Genomic DNA, 19,058 nt, shown 5'->3' with positions numbered 1-19,058 from the left:
TTCAACGCATTAGCTGCGAGTTTGGCTGACAAACAGCCACGGCTTTACCTCCCGCACACAATGGCCCTCTTTTTCCCAGACTGTGGCCTCTGACCCCAGCCTCACACTCTAACGCTGACATTCATGGCGACATTCAAAGACATCCAACTGCTTCGTACCACCTACCTGCGTGGCCCCAGCGTCTGGACTTACCGTCCGGTCCTTGAAGTCTGGTTGGACCTCGGTGAACTGGAAGATTACCCTTCCAACAAGATCGACGGTTTTACCAAACGCCTGACCACCTGGCTGCCCGGTCTGATTGAGCACCACTGTGGCGTTGGTCACCGTGGCGGTTTTCTCGAGCGGCTGACAGAAGGCACCTGGTGCGGCCATGTGCTGGAGCACACCATCATTGAGCTGCTGAACATGGCTGGCATGCCCGCCGAGTTTGGCCAGACCCGCAGCGTGTCGCAACACGGCGTCTACCGCATGGTGTTTCGCTGCCCCGAAGAGTCGGTGGCCCACGTGGCATTGCAGCAAGGCCACGCGCTGTTGATGGCCGCCATCAACAACCAGCCTTTCGATGTTGCCGCCGCTGTAGAGGCCATCAAGGCCGAAATCGAAAATCGTTACCTCGGCCCCAGCACCGCCAGCATTGTCAATGCCGCCGCAGAGCGCCGCATTCCTTGCATTCGCCTCAATGACGGCAATCTGGTGCAACTGGGCTACGGTGCATCACAACGCCGCATCTGGACCACTGAAACCGACAAGACCAGCGCCATTGGCTTTGGCATTGCCGAAGACAAAGACCTGAGCAAGCAACTGATCAAGGCCTGCGGCGTGCCCGTACCCGAGTGGGAACTGGTCAAAAGCGCCGACCACGCCTGGGAAGAAGCGGATTACATGGGCCTGCCCGTCACGGTCAAGCCCTACAACTCCAACAAAGGTCAGGGTGTTGGCGTCAACCTGAACAGCGAAGCCGAAGTGCGCGCTGCCTATGACGAAGCCCGCAAGCTCACCCGCTATGTCATGGTGGAGCGCCACATCCCCGGCCACGTACACCGCCTGCTGGTGGTGGGAGGCAAGATGGTGGCTGCTTCGCGCGGCGAATACCCTGAAGGCCGCCACAATCCGCGCGCCAAGGTCGTCACCGTGGACTGCACCGACGAGGTGCACCCCGACACTGCCTACATGGCAGCGCTGTCGGCCAAGGTGGTGGGATTGGACATTGCCGGCGTGGATCTGGTCTGCCAGGACATTACCCAGCCCCTGCAAGCCCAGGGCGGAGCCATTTTGGAAGTCAACGGCGGCCCGGGCCTGCTGATGCACCTCAAACCCAGTGTGGGTGTGGCACGCCCTGTCGGGCAGGCTATTGTGGAGCACCTGTTTCCCACCACCGACGGTGACAGCGATGGTCAGACCTCGCGCATCCCCGTGGTGGGCATTGCGGGCACGCGCCATAACGCATTCATTGCCCGTCTGGTGGGCTGGTTGCTGCAACTGAGCGGCAAACGCACAGGCGTGGCCAGCAGCGAAGGCACCTTCCTGGAAGGCCGCCTGACCCAAAAGGGCGACAACACCAACTGGCATGCAGCACACCGTCTGCTGGTCAACCGGCTGGCAGAGGCCGCCGTGATTCAAACCACGGCCCGCTCCATCTTTGAAGAAGGTCTGGCTTACGACCGCTGCCAGGTGGGCGTGGTCACCGACATGGATGGCTTTGAAGGTCTGGCCGACCACGACGTGCTGGAAGCCGATCAGATGACCCGCGTGATGCGCACCCAGATTGATGTGGTCCTGGGTCAGGGCGCTGGCGTGCTCAACGCCGACGATGAGCAAACTGCCGACCTTGCACGCCTGTGCGATGGCCAGGTCCTGTTCTACACCCACGACCCCAAGAACTCAGTTTTACTGACCCATCGCGAGGCCGGTGGCCGCGCTGTAGTGCTTCTGGGCAACGACGTCTTGCTGGTGCACGGCAACACCGAACGCGTTTTGGCCAAGCTGCAAGCGCTGCGCCCCGTCAACGGTTTTGAGCCTGACACCTCCGCCTTGCTGGCCGCGATTGCCACCGCCTGGGCGCTGGACATCACGCCTGAACTGATTGCGGCTGGCATCAAGACTTTTGACTACCAGCCTCTGTAATTTAAACGATAGCTATCAGCGCTTGTCACATCTACGTTAGAAGCCAATTTGACTAAAATTTTGGCGGAAAGACAGACCATGGAAATTTCTCGCTCCCGCGCCTTGCGTGGCCCCAACCTCTGGAGCCGCAATACCGCTATCGAATCCATCGTGCATTGCACGCCTGAAGAACAGAACTTCACACTGATACCTCGTTTTGAAGACAAGGTTCGTGCCCGCTTTCCTGCCATTGGCGGGCTGCAGGGCCAGGGCATGGACAACACCTTGTCCATCGCCCATGTGCTGGAAGCCGCTGCGCTGTCCATGCAAGCCCAGGCTGGCTGCCCCGTCACCTTCAGTCGCACACACGAAACCGTAGAGCCCGGCACATTCCAGGTCATCGTTGAATACACGGAAGAAGCCGTAGGCAAGCGCGCAGTAGAGCTGGCGCAGCAACTGATCAACGCAGCCCTGAACGACACGGACTTTGACGTCAAGGCCGCCATCAACGAGCTGCGCGAGCTGGACGAAGAAGAGCGCGTCGGCCCCTCCACCGGCTCGCTGCTCAACGCAGCGCTGGGCCGCGGCATTCCCTTTCGCCGCCTGACCGCCGGCAGCCTGGTGCAACTGGGCTGGGGCTCCAAGGCGCGCAAATTTCAGGCCGCTGAAGTCGACCAGACCAGCTCAGTGGCTGAGACCATTGCACAAGACAAAGACCTGACCAAACGCCTGCTGCACGCTGCTGGCGTACCCGTGCCCATGGGCCGCCCCGCCAAAGACGTGCAAGATGCCTGGGCCATTGCCCAAGAGGTGGGAATGCCCGTGGTGGTCAAGCCCCAGGACGGCAACCAGGGCAAGGGCGTCACAGTCAACATCACCACCCGTGAACAGCTTGAAAAGGCCTACGCCACTTCCATGGAGTTTGGTACCGTGGTGATGGTGGAGCGCTTTTTGCCCGGCCACGACTTCCGCCTGCTGGTGGTGGGCAACCACCTGGTGGCAGCGGCCCGCCGCGACCCCCCTCAGGTACTGGGTGATGGCGAGCACACCATCCGCGAGCTGGTTGACATCGTCAACCAGGACCCGCGTCGTGGCTCCGGTCACGGCACGGCACTGACCAAGATTCAGCTCGATGGCATTGCCATTGGCCGCATCGCTGCCGAAGGCCTGACCCCCGACTCGGTACCCGCTCAGGGCCAGCGCGTAGTGCTGCGCAACAACGCCAACCTGTCCACAGGCGGCAGTGCCACCGACGTGACCGATGACGTACACCCCGACATTGCCGCGCGTGCTGTAGAGGCCGCCGCATGCGTGGGCCTGCACATCTGCGGTGTGGACGTGGTGTGCGAGACCATGCTCAAGCCACTGGAAGAACAAAACGGCGGCATTGTGGAAGTCAACGCAGCCCCCGGCCTGCGCATGCATCTGGCACCTTCGTTCGGCAAACCGCGCAACGTGGGCGCACCCATGGTGGACCTGCTGTTTGGCCCCGGTGAAGATGGCCGCATTCCCGTGGTAGCTGTCACCGGCACCAACGGCAAGACCACCACGACCCGCCTGATCTCGCACATTTTTTCCGCACAGGGCCTGCGCGTGGGCATGACCAACACCGACGGCGTCTATGTCAATGGCCGCCAGATCGACAGTGGCGACTGCTCTGGCCCCAAGAGCGCCCGCAATGTACTGGCCCACCCCGAGGTAGATGCAGCCATTTTGGAATGCGCCCGCGGCGGTGTGCTGCGTGAAGGTCTGGGCTTTGACCGCTGTCAGGTCGCCGTAGTCACCAACGTGGGTGAAGGCGATCACCTGGGCCTGAACTTCATCACCACCGTCGAAGACGTCATGGTCTTGAAGCGCGTGATCGTGCAGAACGTCGCTCCCAATGGTTACGCCGTACTCAACGCGATTGACCCCCACGTAGCCCCCATGGCCAACGTCTGCCAAGGCAAGGTGATTTACTTTGGTGCAGATCGCCACCACCACGTCATGGCCACACACCGCGCCCAGGGCAACCGCGTGGTGTATGTGGATGACGGGCACATCATCTGCGCCGAAGGTGCATTCAAGGAAAGCGTTGCGCTGGCAGATATCCCGCTGACCCGCAATGGCTCCATCGGTTTTCAGGTCGACAACGCCATGGCCTCGATCGGCGCGGCATGGGCTGCCGACCTGCCATGGGACACCATCCGCCGTGGTTTGGCATCGTTTCACAACGACTCATCCAACGCCCCCGGTCGCTTCAACGTGATGGACTACAAGGGGGCCACCATCGTGGCGGACTACGGCCACAACCCCGATGCAATCCGTGCGCTGACCCAAGCTGTCTCCAGCATGCCCGCCAACCGCCGCAGCGTGGTCATCAGTGGTGCGGGTGACCGCCGCGACCAGGATATCGTCGAGCAAACCCGCATCCTGGGTGCATCGTTTGATGACGTCATCCTCTACCAGGACGCATGCCAGCGTGGCCGTGAAGACGGCGAAGTCCTGGCCCTGCTGCGCAAGGGTCTGGAAGGGGCAACCCGCACCAGCTACACCACCGACATTCATGGCGAATTCATAGCCATTGACCATGCCCTGAGCCGCTTGCAACCTGGCGACCTGTGCCTGGTACTGGTCGATCAGGTGGAAGAATCACTGGAACACTTACGCAAGCATGTGCAAGAAGCCAGCAAGGCCTAAACCTCTGCGCTTGATGCAACAAAAAGGCTCCTCATAGAGGAGCCTTTTTTTATCGCCCAAAGCAGAGTCTGCATCCAGCAGCCTGATGGCATCGCGATTGCTGATGCCCGGCAATCACTTTGCCAGGCGCGCCATCTACAATGGCCCACTGGATATCAGCCTTGCAAGCGGCAATACCCTTCGCACTCAACGCTGATCGTCAAAGCCCTCTAGCCCTATACGACCCGTTTGTTATGCAACTGCCCATCCACGTCATCGACGCTTTCACCTCAGAACGCTTCAAGGGCAATCAAGCTGCGGTTGTTCCACTGGCCCAGTGGCTTCCCGTGTCAACGCTGCAGGCCATTGCCACCGAAAACAACTTATCTGAAACCTCTTTTCTGGTCTGGAGCACTGAGCGCAGTGCCTTTGAAATCCGGTGGTTTTCTCCGCTCAAGGAAATTGATTTCTGCGGCCATGCAACGCTTGCCAGTGCATTCGTTCTGTTCGAATCTGATCCCACGCTTCAAAGCATTACGTTCTGGGCTGCAGCGGTTGGAAATGTCTTGGCAACGCGAGAAAGCAACGGACGCATTCTGATGACCTTCCCTCGCCGCGATGCGCGAGCTCTGGATGCGCCCCCGGCTGCACTGCGTGAGGGCCTCGTCCCGCCACCATCCTGCTATCTGGTCAATCAGCAGGCCTACGTTGCGGTTTACCCCTCTGAAAACGACGTTCTGGCAGTCAAGCCTGATCTGGAGCGCCTCAAGTCACTGGGGCCGCTGGACGTAGTGGTCACCGCACCAGCCAACGCTGGCGCACCCTATGACTTTGTCAGCCGCTACTTCTGGCCCGCCAACGGTGGCGATGAAGATCCGGTCACTGGCTCCATCCATGCGGCTTTGGCACCCTACTGGGCCAGCAGACTCGGCAGGAGCAGTCTGATTGGCCATCAGGCATCGCGGCGCACTGGCACATTGTTCTGTGAAGTGACGCCATCCAGCGTGAAGGTGGCAGGCCACTGCGCTCGATACCTGAGCGGCACCATCACTATCTAGCCTGCATCGCCAGTCGCTAGGCAGTCAATACCCCACCGCCTTCTTCGCCGCTCATAAGCTGCCGGTCACTGGCTCAGTCTGTGCCTGCCGCAGGCCGAGCCACTTCAATCGCCTGACCTGCAGCGGGCAGCGGCAACTGCTTGGTACCGCTCATCAAATTGCACGATGGTTTATGCGCCGAGCGCTTCAAGCTCAGCAGTACGGAAATCAGCACGATGGAGCCAACAATGAGCAGCGACCAATGCACCGGCATGTGAAACCAGGGCATCGCCAGCATCTTGCCCCCAATGTAGATCAGCACCAGCGCCAGCCCGTACTTGAGAAGGTGAAAGCGTTCGGCCATATCGGCCAGTAGAAAGTACAGCGCCCTCAAGCCCAATATCGCAAAGATGTTGGACGTAAAAACAATAAATGGATCTGTGGTGACAGCAAAGATGGCCGGAATGCTGTCTATGGCAAAGACAAGATCACTCGCCTCAATCATCAAGAGCACCAGGAACATCGGTGTTGCATGGCGCAAGCCATTGATCCGGACGAAAAATGACTGCCCGTAAAACTCTGGTGCAATCCGCATGTGACCGCGCAGCCAGCGCAACAGCGGGTTCTTTTCCAGGTCAGGTTTCTTATCCGCCATGAACAGCATCTTGGCCCCCGTGACCACCAAAAGCAGCCCAAAAACGTAGAGCACCCAGGCAAATTCAGACACCAGCCATATGCCCCCCAAAATCATGACGGCGCGCATCACGATGGCCCCCAGCACCCCATACAGCAGCACACGGCGCTGCAGCTCTGGGGGAACGGCGAAGTAAGTAAATATCATCACAAACACGAACATGTTGTCTATCGACAGTGCCTGCTCAATGAGGTAGCCGGTAAAGAACTCCAGCGCCTTGCGGTTGGCCATTTCTCGGCCAGCCGTCATGTCCAGATACCACCACAGCAAAACACCGAATGTGGTGGCGAACGTCATCCAGGTCACAGTCCAGCAAGCGGCTTCCCTGACCGACACCCGGTGAGCCTTGTTACCGCCCAGAACAAACAGATCCAGGGCCAGCATGACCAGCACAAAGGTGATGAAGCCCAGCCACATCGGGCCGTTGGCCAGTGTTTCGAGGTTATTCATGGCAGTGCTCCAGGCGCAGCTTTGCCTCTTCGCTCTTATTCAGGAATATGTGACCTGCACTTGATCGTCGCTGCGGCGATATTTCAACTGGAGGCCATCCACAAGGCAACGATGCCCGCGCCTGCACCGACGCCCGCGGGAATACCTATGCGCTCAAACCTGGAAGCTGCTTGCCCTGCAATCACTTCCACGGGAACGCTCGTTCGCTCCAGGACCTGATTCGTGACCGAGTTTTCAACCAGGCGTATCAGAGAGCTTTTCCGCGCAGTGCTCATGATGATGCTGTCGCACTGGAGCCTGCGAGCGGCATCCACAATACAGTCCACCTTGTTGCCAAGTTCTGCGTGCACGCTGTAGGGAATCCCGGCAGCATCCAGCATTTGCCGCGTCGTCAAGAGCGCCGCGTCAGCCTGCTCCTGGTGAAAATCCATTCGATCACTCTTGTCGATGTAATCCGTGATGAGCTTTGAAAAGAGCGGCTGCACGTTAAGCAGGTGAATCTCAAGATCTTGGCGCTTCTTGAATTCGTCGATCACGTAACGTATGGCGTACAGCGAATTGGCGGAGCCATCTGATGGGACAAGAACTCTCAACATGGTGCTTCTCCTTACATGCAATGAAGCCAACCATAGCGATGCCTCAGATTTGTAAAAGCAGATAATTAAGAAGTAATAGCTCTGTAAAGCCGAACAATGAGTCCTGGCTTCAGTTACCGGCATCTTTACTACTTCTGGGTTGTCGCCAAAGAAGGTGGCATGGCCCGTGCTGCAGAGCGTTTAGGCATGGCAGTGCAAACCGTGAGCACCCAGGTTCGCCAGTTAGAACGCTCTCTCGGCTATGTCTTGCTCAAACCAGCAGGGCGCGGGGTTGTACTGACGGATGCTGGGCTGGCCGCCATGCGGCAGGCAGAAAAAATTTTCCAGCTTGGCGAGCAGCTACCGGCGGTTGTGCGTGATGCCGTGGGTGCGCCAAGCGTGCGCTTGATTGTTGGAATCTCCGACGAATTGCCCAAGTTAGCCGTTCAAAGCCTGATGCAACGCGTGATGCAGGAGCCCAACCTCAAGCTTCTGTGTCTGGTTGACGAGTTCGAGGATTTGCTGGGTGATCTTGCGCTGCACCGGCTGGATGTAGTCCTTGCAGACCGGGCCGCTCCGCTCAACCCCAATCTCAAGGTCTACAGTCAATCACTGGGGTCATCTCCCATCGCCTGGTACGCGCCAGCATCGCTGTATGCCGCTGCCAGCAATAGCTTTCCCCAGTCACTGGCCCAAGTTCCAGTGCTGCTGCCCACCAGACATGCAGCCGTTCGGTCAAGGCTCGATCAGTGGTTTGAGCGTATCGCCATACAGCCGCATGTGATCGGAGAATTTGAAGACAGCGCACTGCTCAAGACATTTGGTGCCGCAGGCATGGGCGTCTTTCCAATGGCGAGCTTGGTGCACGAAGATTTGACAAGTCGCTATGCAGTAATGCGCTTGGGCGACTGCGAGGGCGTTGAAGAGCACTTTTTTGCCATTGGGGCAAGCAGGCAGGTGCTGCATCCGCTGGTGCAAAAGTTTTTCCCCGCCCAAGACTAAACACCCGGTGTACCTGTCACGCCCATGCAGCAAGCCACTTTTCTCAGAAGAATTTGCTGTAGCTCACCGATAGCCCCATATTGAACTCGCTGGAAAATGCATCCCGCTCAGCGCCAATGTCAACGGCCACGGCACTGGCAGCGTCCAGGTGGTAAACGTATCCGGCAGAGACGTATGGGCGCAGCGCTTTGCGCTTCAAAGCACTTTCCAGATTAAAGGTCTCGGCCCCTGGCACATCTGAGGTGCCAGCAAACTTCATGCGCTGAACGCTCAGGTCCTGCTCAACCCCCGCCGCCAGCCGAAGCTGTGTCTTACTGCCCACGGCCTTTTGCGCCGTCACACCCAAAGCCAGCACCGTGGCCTTGAGGCTGGACTTTTTATAAGAGGCCAGGAAATCGCCATGGGCCTCGTCATAGGCTGCAAACTTGCTGTGCTGCTGCGTCAGAGCCACTTCTGGCGTGACCAGCCAGCCGTTTGCATGGCGCACGCCAAAGCCCAGCGCCACGCGGGCAGCCAGCGCATCTAAGTTTGCAGAGCCGCTTACCAGCTCAACGTTGCTCAGCGCCTGTCCCCGTGTGATGGTGTTTTTTTGCTGGCTGTATCCCAGCGAAGCTTGCAGCTGCCAGCCGTTGCCCGCCTGCCCAGACTGGCTATAGGCCAGCCAGCTGCTGAGGCCATAGGTGCTATCAGGGTTCACCGCGCTATGGCGCAAGCTGGCATGCCCCAGCAGCAGGTTACCGCCCCAGGTCCACTGCTCACTCAGGCCGTAGCCCAGCGTCACCACCCCCTGTGTCTGCTGCCGGCGGCCAATACCAGCGTCAGCGCCCACCGTATCAAAGGAGCCAGTCACTTTCAAACAGCTCACACCGGCCTTGCCAGTGGCGCACTGCGTTTGCAGCAGATGGTCCATGCGCATTTGCTGCCGGGCTGCGGCCAGCTCTTTATCTGCCTCCAGCCTTGGCAGCGAAGACTGCAAATTACCCGTGTCCTGCATCTTTGTGCGGTAGATAAAGGCACGATTTTCTCCTTGATCATTGCTCGCAGTACCCACCACCGTGCGGCCATCGGCACTGACCGCATTGGCCTGACTCCAGCCCGTGCCATCGGCTGTTAAATCGCCCAGGCCTTGCATGCCGCCGTCGCTGGTCCAGAGAAAGGCGTGCCCCCTTCTAGAGTCGTAGGCAGCGTTCCCCACCACCACACTGCCATCGGCACTGATGGCGCTGGCCGAACTCCAGCCCGTACCGCTGCCCGTTAAATCACCCAGGTCCTGCATGCCACCTTCACTGGTCCAGCGAAACGCGTGCACATATGCTCCTGAGCCATAGTCAGCCCGCCCCACCACAACGCGGCCATCGGCGCTGACTGCATGGGCCTGACTCCCTCCCGTGCCGTTGGCCGTCAAGTCACCCAGGTCCTGCATGCCACCGCCAGTGGTCCAGCGAAACGCGTGATACCTGCTGGAGTCATATGCAGCCTGCCCCACCACGACATTGCCATCAGCACTGACCGCAGTGGCCGTACTCCACTCAGTGCCAGTGGCCGTCAAGTCGCCCAGGTCCTGCATGCCACCCTCGCTGGTCCAGCGAAACGCGCGGTACTTACGTCCTGAGCTGGAGGTCGCCTCCCCCACCACAACACGGCCATCGGCGCTGACTCCAGAGGCAAAACTCCCGCCCATACCGTTGTAAAAGTCGCCCAGATCCTGCATACCACCGGCGCTGGTCCAGCGAAAAGCGTGTGAAACTATGGGGGAGTAGCTCGCCCAGCCCACAATAACGCTGCCATCGGCACTGATCGCATTGACAAAACTTTGCCCTGTCCCGCCGACTGTTAAATCGCCCAGGTCCTGCATGCCACCGTCAATGGTCCAGCGAAAGGCGTGATGCATCCAACTAGAACCAAAGATAGCCCCGCCCGCCACAACGCTGCCATCGGCACTGACTGCGTTGGCATAGCTCCACTCCGTGCCCGTGCCGCCGGCTGTTAAATCATCAAAATCTTGCATGACATTCCACCCCTGGGCATGTACCTGTGCATGAGCGGTTACTGCCAGCAGCGGTAAAAGCAGATTGGTCAAGTTTAGTTTTTTCATAAAAAATCCTTTCAGACCATGAAACGATATTTATAAAACCATATAAACATCAATCTATCGCGCATACTCTTTTCATTAGGCAAGACATTTGCGAGAGATAAAAAATAAGCTTCAGATGGTGATTTGCAAAAATTAAGCCTGAGCCAGGCTGCATAAATCCAGCCACGGCTTTGCAACCACTGATATTGAAAGGGACAGCCCAATTCAATCAATCGATTGGATATGCAGGTTGCATGCCCCTGCCCATCAACAGCAAAGTGATGCTTGAGGCATAAAGCAGCCAGTACCAGTGGGGCATCCGGTGCTGCAATGCATTGATGCACCACCGAAAATATGCCATTGACTCGCAGGCTTCAGCGAGGGAAATATTTTACAAACGGCAGAAAGAAAATAAACAATAAATATCTTGTTAGCAGGCAAGAAACTTCTTGTTTTGCACATCAATATTTTGTGCTTTGAAATTTTTTTACTTCGAATAAATTTAAAAACAAAATACATTCACATTGAAAAACACAATCATTGACAGATTTTGACTAGAAAAATAGTCAAATATCAATTACTGATTATCTTATTTTTCATCAGCACTAAAAATAAATAAAGTTGACTCAGATAATTTAAAAAAACAGACCCATATTAATATTTATTGAATTTATATATTTTCATCAATCAAAGGCAAATTTCCCCTGTCAGGGGCGTTGGTGCATAAACCGGGGGGCGCAACAGGCTGCGGGCTTGCACAGACGGATTGATGCAGCAAGCTCAGGCCAGCGCACGATCAGCGCAAAGCTTCGTGTACGGCTTCTCGAACACGCACTTGCCGCGAAGCAAGCGCACTCGGAATCTCTATGCCGATTGCGTTGCCCGTATCCTGTATGTGCACAAATACGGTTCCGCCGTGCATGCGCGCTATGGCGTGAACGATCGAAAGCCCCAGCCCATGGTGGACCGTATGGTCTGAACGCGATGCATTGGCGCGAAAAAATCGGTCAAACATTCGGCTCGCTACATCGTCGGCAATTGCGGGGCCTGCATTGAATACCCAGAACCTCACTTTTCCAGGCAATGCCTCAAGGTGTAATTCAACGTTGTGCTCACCCTGTGCATGCCGGATTGCGTTAGACAGCAAGTTGGCCATGGCGCGTTTGATGAGCGCTTCATTGCACACGGCAGATGCGCAACCTATGCGCACAGCCTGCAGCCCGGCATCATCGAGCAGTGCGCCGCAGTAGCTGATCATGTCATCGGCCAAGATGCTCAGATCTGCTCGCTCCAGACTTTGAGCACGCTCGCCTCGGTCTGCTCGCGCAAGAAACAGCATGTCGTTGATGAGTTTTTTAAGGCGCTCGCACTCTTCCAGGTTAGAAGCCAGAGCGTCTCTGAGCTCTTCGCTGGAGCGCGGCCTGCTCAGTGCCAGCTGTGCGCCACCAATCATGGTGGCAAGCGGGGAGCGCAGCTCGTGGGCAACATCGGCACTGAACGATTCAGACTGCCGATAGGCTGCTTCGCGCTGCGTGAGCACGCTGTTAAACGCTTCGACCAGTTCAAGCAGTTCGGCATCAACGCCTGCCAGTGAGATGTGACCGCTTTGACCAGCCGCATGGGCCTGCTGTGACAGGTGTCTGAGTCGCCGGTTGCTCCAGCCCATACTCACAATGGACAAAACTGCAGAAAGCAATATGCCCATGCACACAGCCAGTATCAGGATGCGGGCCAGTGAATGCAGCGCTTCTTGCCTCGGTAGTGCAGAAGCCATGAGCCGCACTTGTAAAACCGCATGACCTTGGTTTGTGACCTCCAGGTCAATGGCGTCGAAGGGCTGGCTTTCTTGTGTAATGGCAAAAACAGGCGCTGTCTGGGGGTGGTCGATTTCAGAGGAATCACTGCCAGCAACGGTTTGCAGGCTCACGCGAATGCCGGGATACATGCTTTGCAGCGTGTTCAGTCGATCTTGCAGACCGCTTGAGCCGCCGTCCCTTGGGCTAGCGCCTATCCACAGTGCCTGCTGCCGCAAAAAATCATGGTCTCTGGCAATCAAAAAAGACTGGATGACTTGGAAAAGTATGGCTCCCGCAACAACCATGACCACGGCCGCCGCCACTGTCTGTGCGATTGCCCAGCGCAAATGCAATGAATTGCGCAACCAAGTCACTGGCTCACAGCCCGCTGCGGGAGCTGCCCATGCAATAAAAAACGCTCACCGAAGTTCGAGCACATAGCCCATTCCACGTACCGTGTGCAAAAGCTTGGCTTCCTCGGGCTGATCAAGCTTCAGGCGCAGACGCCGAATCGCAACTTCGATCACATTGGTATCGCTGTCAAAGCTTACGCCCCATAGCTGCTCTGCGAGCTCATTGCGAGAAAGAACAGTTCCCTGGTTGTGCAGCAGCAGTGCCAGCAACGCATATTCCTGCGCTGTCAGCATAATTTGCCGGCCAGCGCGGCAGGCACGACGTCGCCGGGGATCAAGCTTGAGGTCTTCTAGCTGTGGCTGACTTTGACTGTTGTTGCGGTGTGCCTCGCTGCGGCGCAACAAAGCTTGTACCCGGGCGAGAAATTCGGGAAACGCAAACGGTTTGACCAAATAGTCATCAGCACCATTGCTCAGCCCATGTACGCGGTCTTCCACCCGGTCTCGCGCAGTGAGCATCAGAACCGGTGCCGTTGAAAAGCTCCGGATTGCCGTCAGCAGGCCGAATCCATCCAGGCCGGGCAGCATGACATCAAGCACGAACAAGTCATAGTGCTCGGCCCTTGCGCGGCGCAGCCCCTCATCACCACAAGAGGCGACATCGACCGCATGCTCTCCTGCTTCCATCAATCCACGGCGCAGGTGGTCGGCTTGTTTCCAGTCGTCTTCTACGACGAGAATTCGCATTACTGTCTAGCCTCGCTGGCTGGAGAGTTCAAGCTCATAGTCTTAAGGTTTGCGCAATATGTCTGGGCCCATGTGAGGCCTGGGCTACTGGTTTGCGCATATTTTCGCGCAGCGTTGCGGGGCTCTCCCAGTATTGAAGCATTCCGCCAGACAAGCTGCCTATGCGATCTGCAATGGCAAATGCCTCCGCCTGGTTGTGCGTGACCAAAATGGCCGTATGCCCTGTGCAGCGCAAGATATCGCGCACTTCTTCTGCCAGATGTTCACGCGTATCGGCATCAAGGTTGGAGAACGGCTCATCGAGCAGCAGCAACTCAGGAGACGGTGCCAGAGCACGCGCTAGAGCAACGCGTTGCTGCTGCCCACCGGAGAGTTCATGCGGGTAGCTGTCTCCGGCTTTTGAAAGGCCAACCATCTCGAGCATTTCTGCAACCCTCCTGTCACGCTCGGTGCGGTCTTGGCGGCGCAAACCGAAGCCCACATTGCGCGCAACGTTCATGTGCGGGAAAAGAGCGTAGTCTTGAAACATCATGCCTACGTGCCGAAGCTCAGGCTCTACTTGCTGCTGCGGTGAAGACAGAAGCTTTCCCTCAAGCAGGATGCGGCCCTGGCGCACAGGCTCAAAGCCTGCAATGGCGCGCAGCACCGTGGATTTACCGCAGCCTGAAGCACCCAGCAGGCAGCCTATATGCCCACGCTCCAGCTGCAGATTAAGGCTGGGCGTGACTGTACGCATTCCGCGAGGAGTGTCGTAAGCAAGGCATACATGATCAAGTTCAAGCAGGACAGACATGGTGAATCAAGAATCCATTCGCAGATCAGTGCGCGCCAGGAGTATGACAGGCAGCAAGCCAGCCACAACGATGGCCAGCGCTGCTACAGCGCCTTCTTCATAGGTGCCACGGGCCGCTTCGGCATACAGCCAGGTGGCTAACGTGTCAAAGTTCAGAGGGCGCAGCAACAAGGTTGCAGGCAGCTCTTTCATTGTGTCGACAAACACCAGTAGCGCACTGGCTGCAAGCGCTGGCTTGAGCAGCGGTAGGTGTACACGGCGTAGCGTGCCGCCCGAGCTTTCGCCGAGGAGACGCGAGGCCTGTTCCAGTGAAGGGGGAATGCGGGTGAGCCCCGCTTCAATGCTTCCTGCGGGAATCGCAACGAAGCGAATGATGTAGGCAATGACAAGCCCGGCGGTACTGCCCATCAGCAGCAAACCCGGGTAGCCAAAAAGCTGCCCCAGCATGCGGTCGGTGAACAGTAGCGGCGTGAGCAACCCAATGGCCAGCACAGTGCCTGGCACGGCATAGCCCAGGCTGGCCAGACGCACGCAAGCTCTGGGCAGGTTGAAACGGGCACTTTCGCGCATGGAACGGCTGGCCCACGCAAGCATCAGCCCGCAGGCAACAGCAAGCAGCGTGGCAGTCGTTGCCAAGAACAAGGTATTGGTCAGTGCGCGCAGTAGCTGCTCGGAAACACCGCCGACCAAATTGAGACGCTTGAAAGTCTCGCCCACCAGGTAAGCCGAGGGTATCGCGAAGCCCAGCAACACAGGCACAGCACCCAAAGCCAGAGCCCCGAAGGCTGCCAGGCCACGCAGCCTGCGTGGTTGCATGGGGCGCATGCGCTGCGTGCTTGCAAAACGCTGTCGCCTGCGCCCATGGCGCTCCAGCATGATGAGCACAACGATGATGCACAGCATGGCCAGCGCAATTTGTGCAGCGGCCCCCAGATCAGAGCGCGTTGTCCAGGTCGTATAGACCGACACGGTCAGCGTCTGTACGCCCAAAAACTCAGAGGCGCCGATGTCGTTGAGCGCCTCAAGCAGAGCCAGGCTCAGGCCCACAACGATTGCTGGCCGTGCCAGCGGTATCACCACTTCGCGAAATACCTCGCGGCGACTGGCACCCAGAGTACGTGCAGCCTCCAGCAGGCTGGCCGCCTGGCTCATGAACATCACGCGGGTCGCCAGATAGACGTACGGGTACAGCACAAAGCCCAAAACGAAGATTGCACCCTGCAAAGAGCGCAGATCAGGCAAACGAAATTGGCGTGGGCTGTCGTAGCCCAAGACTGCACGCAAAAAAGTTTGCACCGGCCCAATCGGATGCATCAAATCCAGGTAGGCAAAAGCGACGATATAGGTGGGTACAGCCAGCGGTAGCAGCAACGCCCAGGTGAGCACGCTGCGCCCAGGAAAATCGTAGGCAGTTACCAGCCAGGCGCTTCCTGTACCCAAGGCTGCACAGACGACGCCAACCCCCAAGAGCAAAAGCAGGGTGTTCCACATCGCCTGAGGCAGAACATAGCTTGCCAGATGCGACCAATGCGATGAGTCGGCCATCAACGCATGGCCGGCGAGTACCAATACAGGCAACACCACCAGGAACGCAACGGCCATCGCGCCAAAGAGCGCTGCACGCCCTCGCCCGCCGGTCAGCACCGCTTACCTTTTATCCACATGTTCAGATCCTTGCATGTGCACGGGGTGCGCTGCCGTAACGGCAAACGCATTTCAGCCCTGAGCGAGCTCAGGCAACGCTTGAAAAACCCCGTGCCGCATGATTGCAGCTGTTAGTTGTCGAAGCCGACCTTGTCGACCAGCTGGCTGGCTTGTTTGCGATATTTGGCAATCTCTACAACGGACAGCGTATCTATTTTCAATGGCCCCATGGCCGACATCACGGCATCTTGCTGCACGTTGGCGCGGATGGGATATTCATAATTGGCGCGAGCATACAAAGCCTGGGCAGGCTCAGATACCAGGTACTCCAGCAGCGTGACTGCATTGCTCTTATTGGGAGCATGTTTGGCTACCGCTGCACCAGAGATATTGACGTGTGTGCCGCCGGTTTTGGCAAAGGTGGGACGGATGGCCTGAATGCCATCGCCCCATTTCCGGTTGTCAGTGCCTGCCGCTGCGTTCTTCATCTGGCCAACATAGTAGGAGTTGGCAATTCCGATATCGCAAATGCCGCCCAAGATGTCACGCGCTACATCGCGATCGCCACCTGCGGCCTTGCGTGCCAGATTGGCCTTGACACCACGCAGCCACTGTTCAGCCTCTGCGGCACCATCGTTCGCAATCTTTGCGGCGATGAGCGCCGTGTTGTACGGATGCTGCCCCGCACGGATGCAAACTTTGCCCTTCCACTTGGGGTCTGCCAGCTCTTCATAGGTGAACTGTGTGATGGGCAAATTTTTGTCTGCATACAGCACGCGGTCACGCAAAGACAGCGCAAACCAGTGATTCTGAGCATCACGCAGGTTGGCTGGCAATACGGATTCAAGTGTTGCAGACTTGATGGGCTGCGTCACACCACCATCGACAAGGTCTACCAGGTTACCAATGTCCACCGTCATCAGGACATCTGCAGGAGAGCGCGCCCCTTCTGCCTTCACGCGCTCGAGCAAGCCATCTTTGACAAACACCGTATTGACCTTGATGGCGCCATCTTGCTGCTTGGTGAAAGCGTCAATCAAAGGCTGAATCAATGCAGGTTCACGCGTTGTGTACAGGTTGACTTCACCTGCAGCCATGGCGGTGTTTGCCAGCGAGACGGTCGCAGCACATATGGCCACAAGTGCAAGAGAGGGAGAAGCAAATTTCATGGCAGCATCCTGAAAAAATCACTGAACACGCACCATTCGGAGAGGCATGGCGGTGGCTGGCCGCGATTTTATAGAGTGCGATTAATGCGCATTCTCATTACCCATTGAACTTGCATCGACTCTCGTTATCTTTCTGTCATTTTTGAATGCGGGCAGGTGTGGTTAAGGCTCAGCGGTGCTGCAGGCATCGGGGGCTGGCGAGCTAGCAGGCTTCTTGACACCACCACCTTGAATCAGGAAAACGCCACCCAGGATCAGGAGTACGCCCAGCACTCGCATGAGATTGACCGGCTTGGGCTCAAGACCCATCAGGCCAAAGTGATCCACCAGCACGGCCATCACCATCTGACCTGCGACCACCGCAACCAGAAAACCACCAGCACCCAGCCTGGGGGTCAACATTGTGGCGCTGATGATGTAGAAAGCACCAAGCACGCCACCAATCCACAGCCACCATGGGCCGTGCAGCGCATGTGCAAAATTCGGCACAGGTACTTTGGCCAGTATCAGCATGGGAACCATGACAGCAAGACTGACGATGAGCGATGTGGCTGCACCCCAGAAAGCGTGCCCCAGTGCCCGGCCCACGCCGACATTCGCAGCAGCCTGAAAGGGCAGCAGTGCACCTGCCAGCAGCGCTATGCCCAATGAGGCCACCGTCATCCATACCATTTTGTTGTCCATACCTGCGACTCCCTCAAGCGTCAAAAACCAAGAGCTGCATGGTCTTGCATCTGAGTGATTTATGAAAATCGTTTCTGTGCACATGTACTATTCGCCGCATGGATGAACTGCGCCGTATTGACCTCAACCTCTTGCTGGCACTTCATGCGCTGCTGACTGAAAAGCATGTGACCAGAGCAGCGCTGCGCCTGCACAAAAGCCAGCCGGCAGTCAGCCATTCGCTGTCCCAATTGCGGGAGCATTTCAACGACCCTTTACTGGTACGCAAGCAGGGCAAGCTGGAGCTGACGACAAAAGGCAGCATGCTTTTGCAGCCGCTGTCCGAAGCGCTAGGGAACCTCAATACGTTGCTGGGGGCACCTGCGTTCGACCCGCAGCATGCTCAGCGCAGATTTCGGCTTGCACTGTCTGACTATGCGGCTCGTCTGGTGCTGCCCAACCTGCTGCGACATGTCCGCAAGCACGCTCCGGGCTTTGATTTCGCAATCAGTCTGGCCAGTCGAGAGGCGATGCTGGTTCAGCTTGCTGATGGTGAGCTGGATCTGGCGCTCGGCATCTTTCCTGACCGCCCTCAGGACATCCAGTTTGAAACACTGTTTGAAGATGATTTCATCTGCCTGGCAGACAAGACCACCGTCCCCGCAAAAGGAGGTCTGACGCTACAGCAGTGGCTGGAGCGCCCGCATGTCATGCTGGCAGTGAGGCCGGACGCCTTTGATGAAATTGAACGGGCACTGGCAGCTCTGGGGCGCAAGAGACGGATCGCAGTGACCTTGCCGCACTGGAGTGCTGCGCTGGAGTTGTTGCCGGAAACAGATTTGGTACTGACGATTGCCCGCCGTGCAGTCAGTTCGCAGCGCTTGTCTAAAAACTTACGGCAGTTTGCACCGCCGCACCAGCTGCCACTGGCAAAGATGGCGTATCAACAGGCATGGCATGCGCGCAAAGACAATGACCCCGGATTGTCCTGGCTGCGGCAGGTCATCATGAACGGCTGCCAAACCAATTTAGGCTAAGAGATCAACCAGCATTTCCGGGATTGAAAAGGTGGTTTTTCCTAGAGAAATTTCTGAATCAATTGCTTTTATTTTTTGAATAATCACTTTAAACAGCTTCAGGGTCACCGTCATCAGGCGGCAAAGCAAGGCTTAAAGCTGGCAGCTGCCGATCACCTCAGAAATGCCAAGGACTGCTTTTGGTGCAGGCAGCCATCGCGCCCAGACGCACTCGGTGATCGGCTCTGCACCGCAAATGCAGCCCAGAAAAAGCCACTCGATTC

The 19,058-nt window shown here is 57.4% G+C and carries 16 protein-coding genes; 5 read left to right on the top strand and 11 right to left on the bottom strand.

Annotation, left to right across the window (positions count from 1 at the left end; translation table 11 throughout):
* Positions 1-123 precede the first annotated feature (123 nt).
* The 3 genes from IB213_RS01205 (at position 124) to IB213_RS01195 (ending at position 5,819) form a co-directional block, all read left to right on the top strand.
* Positions 124-2,124, top strand: coding sequence for an acetate--CoA ligase family protein (locus IB213_RS01205; RefSeq protein WP_192405130.1), 2,001 nt, complete (start codon positions 124-126; stop codon positions 2,122-2,124).
* Between the two features lie 78 nt (positions 2,125-2,202).
* Positions 2,203-4,782 (top strand): cyanophycin synthetase, encoded by a 2,580-nt coding sequence (cphA, locus tag IB213_RS01200; RefSeq protein ID WP_191722527.1) that lies wholly within the window; start codon positions 2,203-2,205, stop codon positions 4,780-4,782.
* Positions 4,783-5,015: 233 nt separating this feature from the next.
* Complete coding sequence (locus IB213_RS01195) at positions 5,016-5,819, top strand: PhzF family phenazine biosynthesis protein (protein ID WP_192405129.1); 804 nt, start codon at positions 5,016-5,018, stop codon at positions 5,817-5,819.
* A gap of 73 nt (positions 5,820-5,892) precedes the next feature.
* On the opposite strand, the gene IB213_RS01190 is transcribed toward IB213_RS01195, so the two are convergent.
* Positions 5,893-6,942 carry a TerC family protein gene (locus tag IB213_RS01190; protein WP_192405128.1) on the bottom strand — a complete coding sequence of 350 codons (1,050 nt, stop codon included), beginning with the start codon at positions 6,940-6,942 and terminating at the stop codon, positions 5,893-5,895.
* 83 nt (positions 6,943-7,025) lie between these two features.
* On the bottom strand, positions 7,026-7,538 hold the full coding sequence (locus IB213_RS01185; RefSeq protein ID WP_191722524.1) for a universal stress protein: 513 nt from the start codon (positions 7,536-7,538) through the stop codon (positions 7,026-7,028).
* A gap of 96 nt (positions 7,539-7,634) precedes the next feature.
* On the opposite strand from IB213_RS01185, the gene IB213_RS01180 reads away from it, so the two are divergent.
* Positions 7,635-8,519 carry a LysR family transcriptional regulator gene (locus IB213_RS01180; protein WP_191722523.1) on the top strand — a complete coding sequence of 295 codons (885 nt, stop codon included), beginning with the start codon at positions 7,635-7,637 and terminating at the stop codon, positions 8,517-8,519.
* A gap of 43 nt (positions 8,520-8,562) precedes the next feature.
* Here the strand turns inward: IB213_RS01180 and IB213_RS01175 are convergent, their stop codons facing one another.
* From IB213_RS01175 to IB213_RS01140, 8 genes are all read right to left on the bottom strand, one after another.
* Entirely contained in the window at positions 8,563-10,614 is a 2,052-nt protein-coding gene (locus tag IB213_RS01175; RefSeq protein ID WP_192405127.1) for an autotransporter domain-containing protein, read from the bottom strand.
* 11 nt (positions 10,615-10,625) lie between these two features.
* A complete protein-coding gene (locus IB213_RS01170; RefSeq protein ID WP_192405126.1) occupies positions 10,626-10,937 on the bottom strand; it encodes a hypothetical protein in 312 nt (103 codons plus the stop codon).
* Between the two features lie 452 nt (positions 10,938-11,389).
* Complete coding sequence (locus IB213_RS01165; RefSeq protein ID WP_192405125.1) at positions 11,390-12,538, bottom strand: ATP-binding protein; 1,149 nt, start codon at positions 12,536-12,538, stop codon at positions 11,390-11,392.
* Positions 12,539-12,808: 270 nt separating this feature from the next.
* Positions 12,809-13,489: a winged helix-turn-helix domain-containing protein gene (locus IB213_RS01160; RefSeq protein WP_192405124.1), complete on the bottom strand. Its 681-nt coding sequence runs from the start codon at positions 13,487-13,489 to the stop codon at positions 12,809-12,811.
* A 34-nt stretch (positions 13,490-13,523) separates the two neighbouring features.
* Complete coding sequence (locus IB213_RS01155; RefSeq protein ID WP_192405123.1) at positions 13,524-14,282, bottom strand: ABC transporter ATP-binding protein; 759 nt, start codon at positions 14,280-14,282, stop codon at positions 13,524-13,526.
* Between the two features lie 6 nt (positions 14,283-14,288).
* Positions 14,289-15,884: an iron ABC transporter permease gene (locus tag IB213_RS01150; RefSeq protein ID WP_192405122.1), complete on the bottom strand. Its 1,596-nt coding sequence runs from the start codon at positions 15,882-15,884 to the stop codon at positions 14,289-14,291.
* Positions 15,885-16,057: 173 nt separating this feature from the next.
* Positions 16,058-17,023, bottom strand: coding sequence for an extracellular solute-binding protein (locus IB213_RS01145; RefSeq protein WP_225214048.1), 966 nt, complete (start codon positions 17,021-17,023; stop codon positions 16,058-16,060).
* A gap of 234 nt (positions 17,024-17,257) precedes the next feature.
* Positions 17,258-17,779, bottom strand: a complete 522-nt coding sequence (locus IB213_RS01140) for a DMT family transporter (protein WP_192405121.1) — start codon at positions 17,777-17,779, stop codon at positions 17,258-17,260.
* Between the two features lie 98 nt (positions 17,780-17,877).
* On the opposite strand from IB213_RS01140, the gene IB213_RS01135 reads away from it, so the two are divergent.
* Positions 17,878-18,795, top strand: coding sequence for a LysR family transcriptional regulator (locus tag IB213_RS01135; RefSeq protein WP_192405120.1), 918 nt, complete (start codon positions 17,878-17,880; stop codon positions 18,793-18,795).
* On the opposite strand, the gene IB213_RS18210 is transcribed toward IB213_RS01135, so the two are convergent.
* The gene (locus tag IB213_RS18210; RefSeq protein WP_255501788.1) at positions 18,787-18,909 is read right to left on the bottom strand and encodes a hypothetical protein; all 123 of its coding nucleotides are present in this window, start codon (positions 18,907-18,909) and stop codon (positions 18,787-18,789) included. The two genes, IB213_RS01135 and IB213_RS18210, sit on opposite strands and share 9 nt — an antisense overlap.
* Between the last annotated feature and the right edge of the window lie 149 nt (positions 18,910-19,058).

Origin of the sequence: Comamonas sp. CMM02, from assembly GCF_014851485.1 — a bacterium.
In the GTDB taxonomy this organism is placed as follows: domain Bacteria; phylum Pseudomonadota; class Gammaproteobacteria; order Burkholderiales; family Burkholderiaceae_C; genus Comamonas; species Comamonas avium.
The sequence above is the reverse complement of the archived record's forward strand: the minus strand, read 5'-3'. Positions and strand labels throughout refer to the sequence as shown.

Bases quoted from the DNA above. Each gene is read 5' to 3' on its own strand.
- IB213_RS01185 (WP_191722524.1), bottom strand. From the start codon at position 7,538: ATGTTGAGAGTTCTTGTCCCATCAGATGGCTCCGCCAATTCGCTGTAC.
- IB213_RS01145 (WP_225214048.1), bottom strand. From the start codon at position 17,023: ATGGCTGCAGGTGAAGTCAACCTGTACACAACGCGTGAACCTGCATTG.
- IB213_RS01135 (WP_192405120.1), top strand. From the start codon at position 17,878: ATGGATGAACTGCGCCGTATTGACCTCAACCTCTTGCTGGCACTTCAT.
- IB213_RS01205 (WP_192405130.1), top strand. From the start codon at position 124: ATGGCGACATTCAAAGACATCCAACTGCTTCGTACCACCTACCTGCGT.
- IB213_RS01150 (WP_192405122.1), bottom strand. From the start codon at position 15,884: ATGGCCGTTGCGTTCCTGGTGGTGTTGCCTGTATTGGTACTCGCCGGC.
- IB213_RS01195 (WP_192405129.1), top strand. From the start codon at position 5,016: ATGCAACTGCCCATCCACGTCATCGACGCTTTCACCTCAGAACGCTTC.
- IB213_RS01155 (WP_192405123.1), bottom strand. From the start codon at position 14,282: ATGTCTGTCCTGCTTGAACTTGATCATGTATGCCTTGCTTACGACACT.
- IB213_RS01180 (WP_191722523.1), top strand. From the start codon at position 7,635: ATGAGTCCTGGCTTCAGTTACCGGCATCTTTACTACTTCTGGGTTGTC.
- IB213_RS01165 (WP_192405125.1), bottom strand. From the start codon at position 12,538: ATGTATCCCGGCATTCGCGTGAGCCTGCAAACCGTTGCTGGCAGTGAT.
- IB213_RS01140 (WP_192405121.1), bottom strand. From the start codon at position 17,779: ATGGACAACAAAATGGTATGGATGACGGTGGCCTCATTGGGCATAGCG.
- IB213_RS01190 (WP_192405128.1), bottom strand. From the start codon at position 6,942: ATGAATAACCTCGAAACACTGGCCAACGGCCCGATGTGGCTGGGCTTC.
- IB213_RS01175 (WP_192405127.1), bottom strand. From the start codon at position 10,614: ATGAAAAAACTAAACTTGACCAATCTGCTTTTACCGCTGCTGGCAGTA.
- IB213_RS18210 (WP_255501788.1), bottom strand. From the start codon at position 18,909: ATGACGGTGACCCTGAAGCTGTTTAAAGTGATTATTCAAAAAATAAAA.
- cphA (WP_191722527.1), top strand. From the start codon at position 2,203: ATGGAAATTTCTCGCTCCCGCGCCTTGCGTGGCCCCAACCTCTGGAGC.
- IB213_RS01160 (WP_192405124.1), bottom strand. From the start codon at position 13,489: ATGCGAATTCTCGTCGTAGAAGACGACTGGAAACAAGCCGACCACCTG.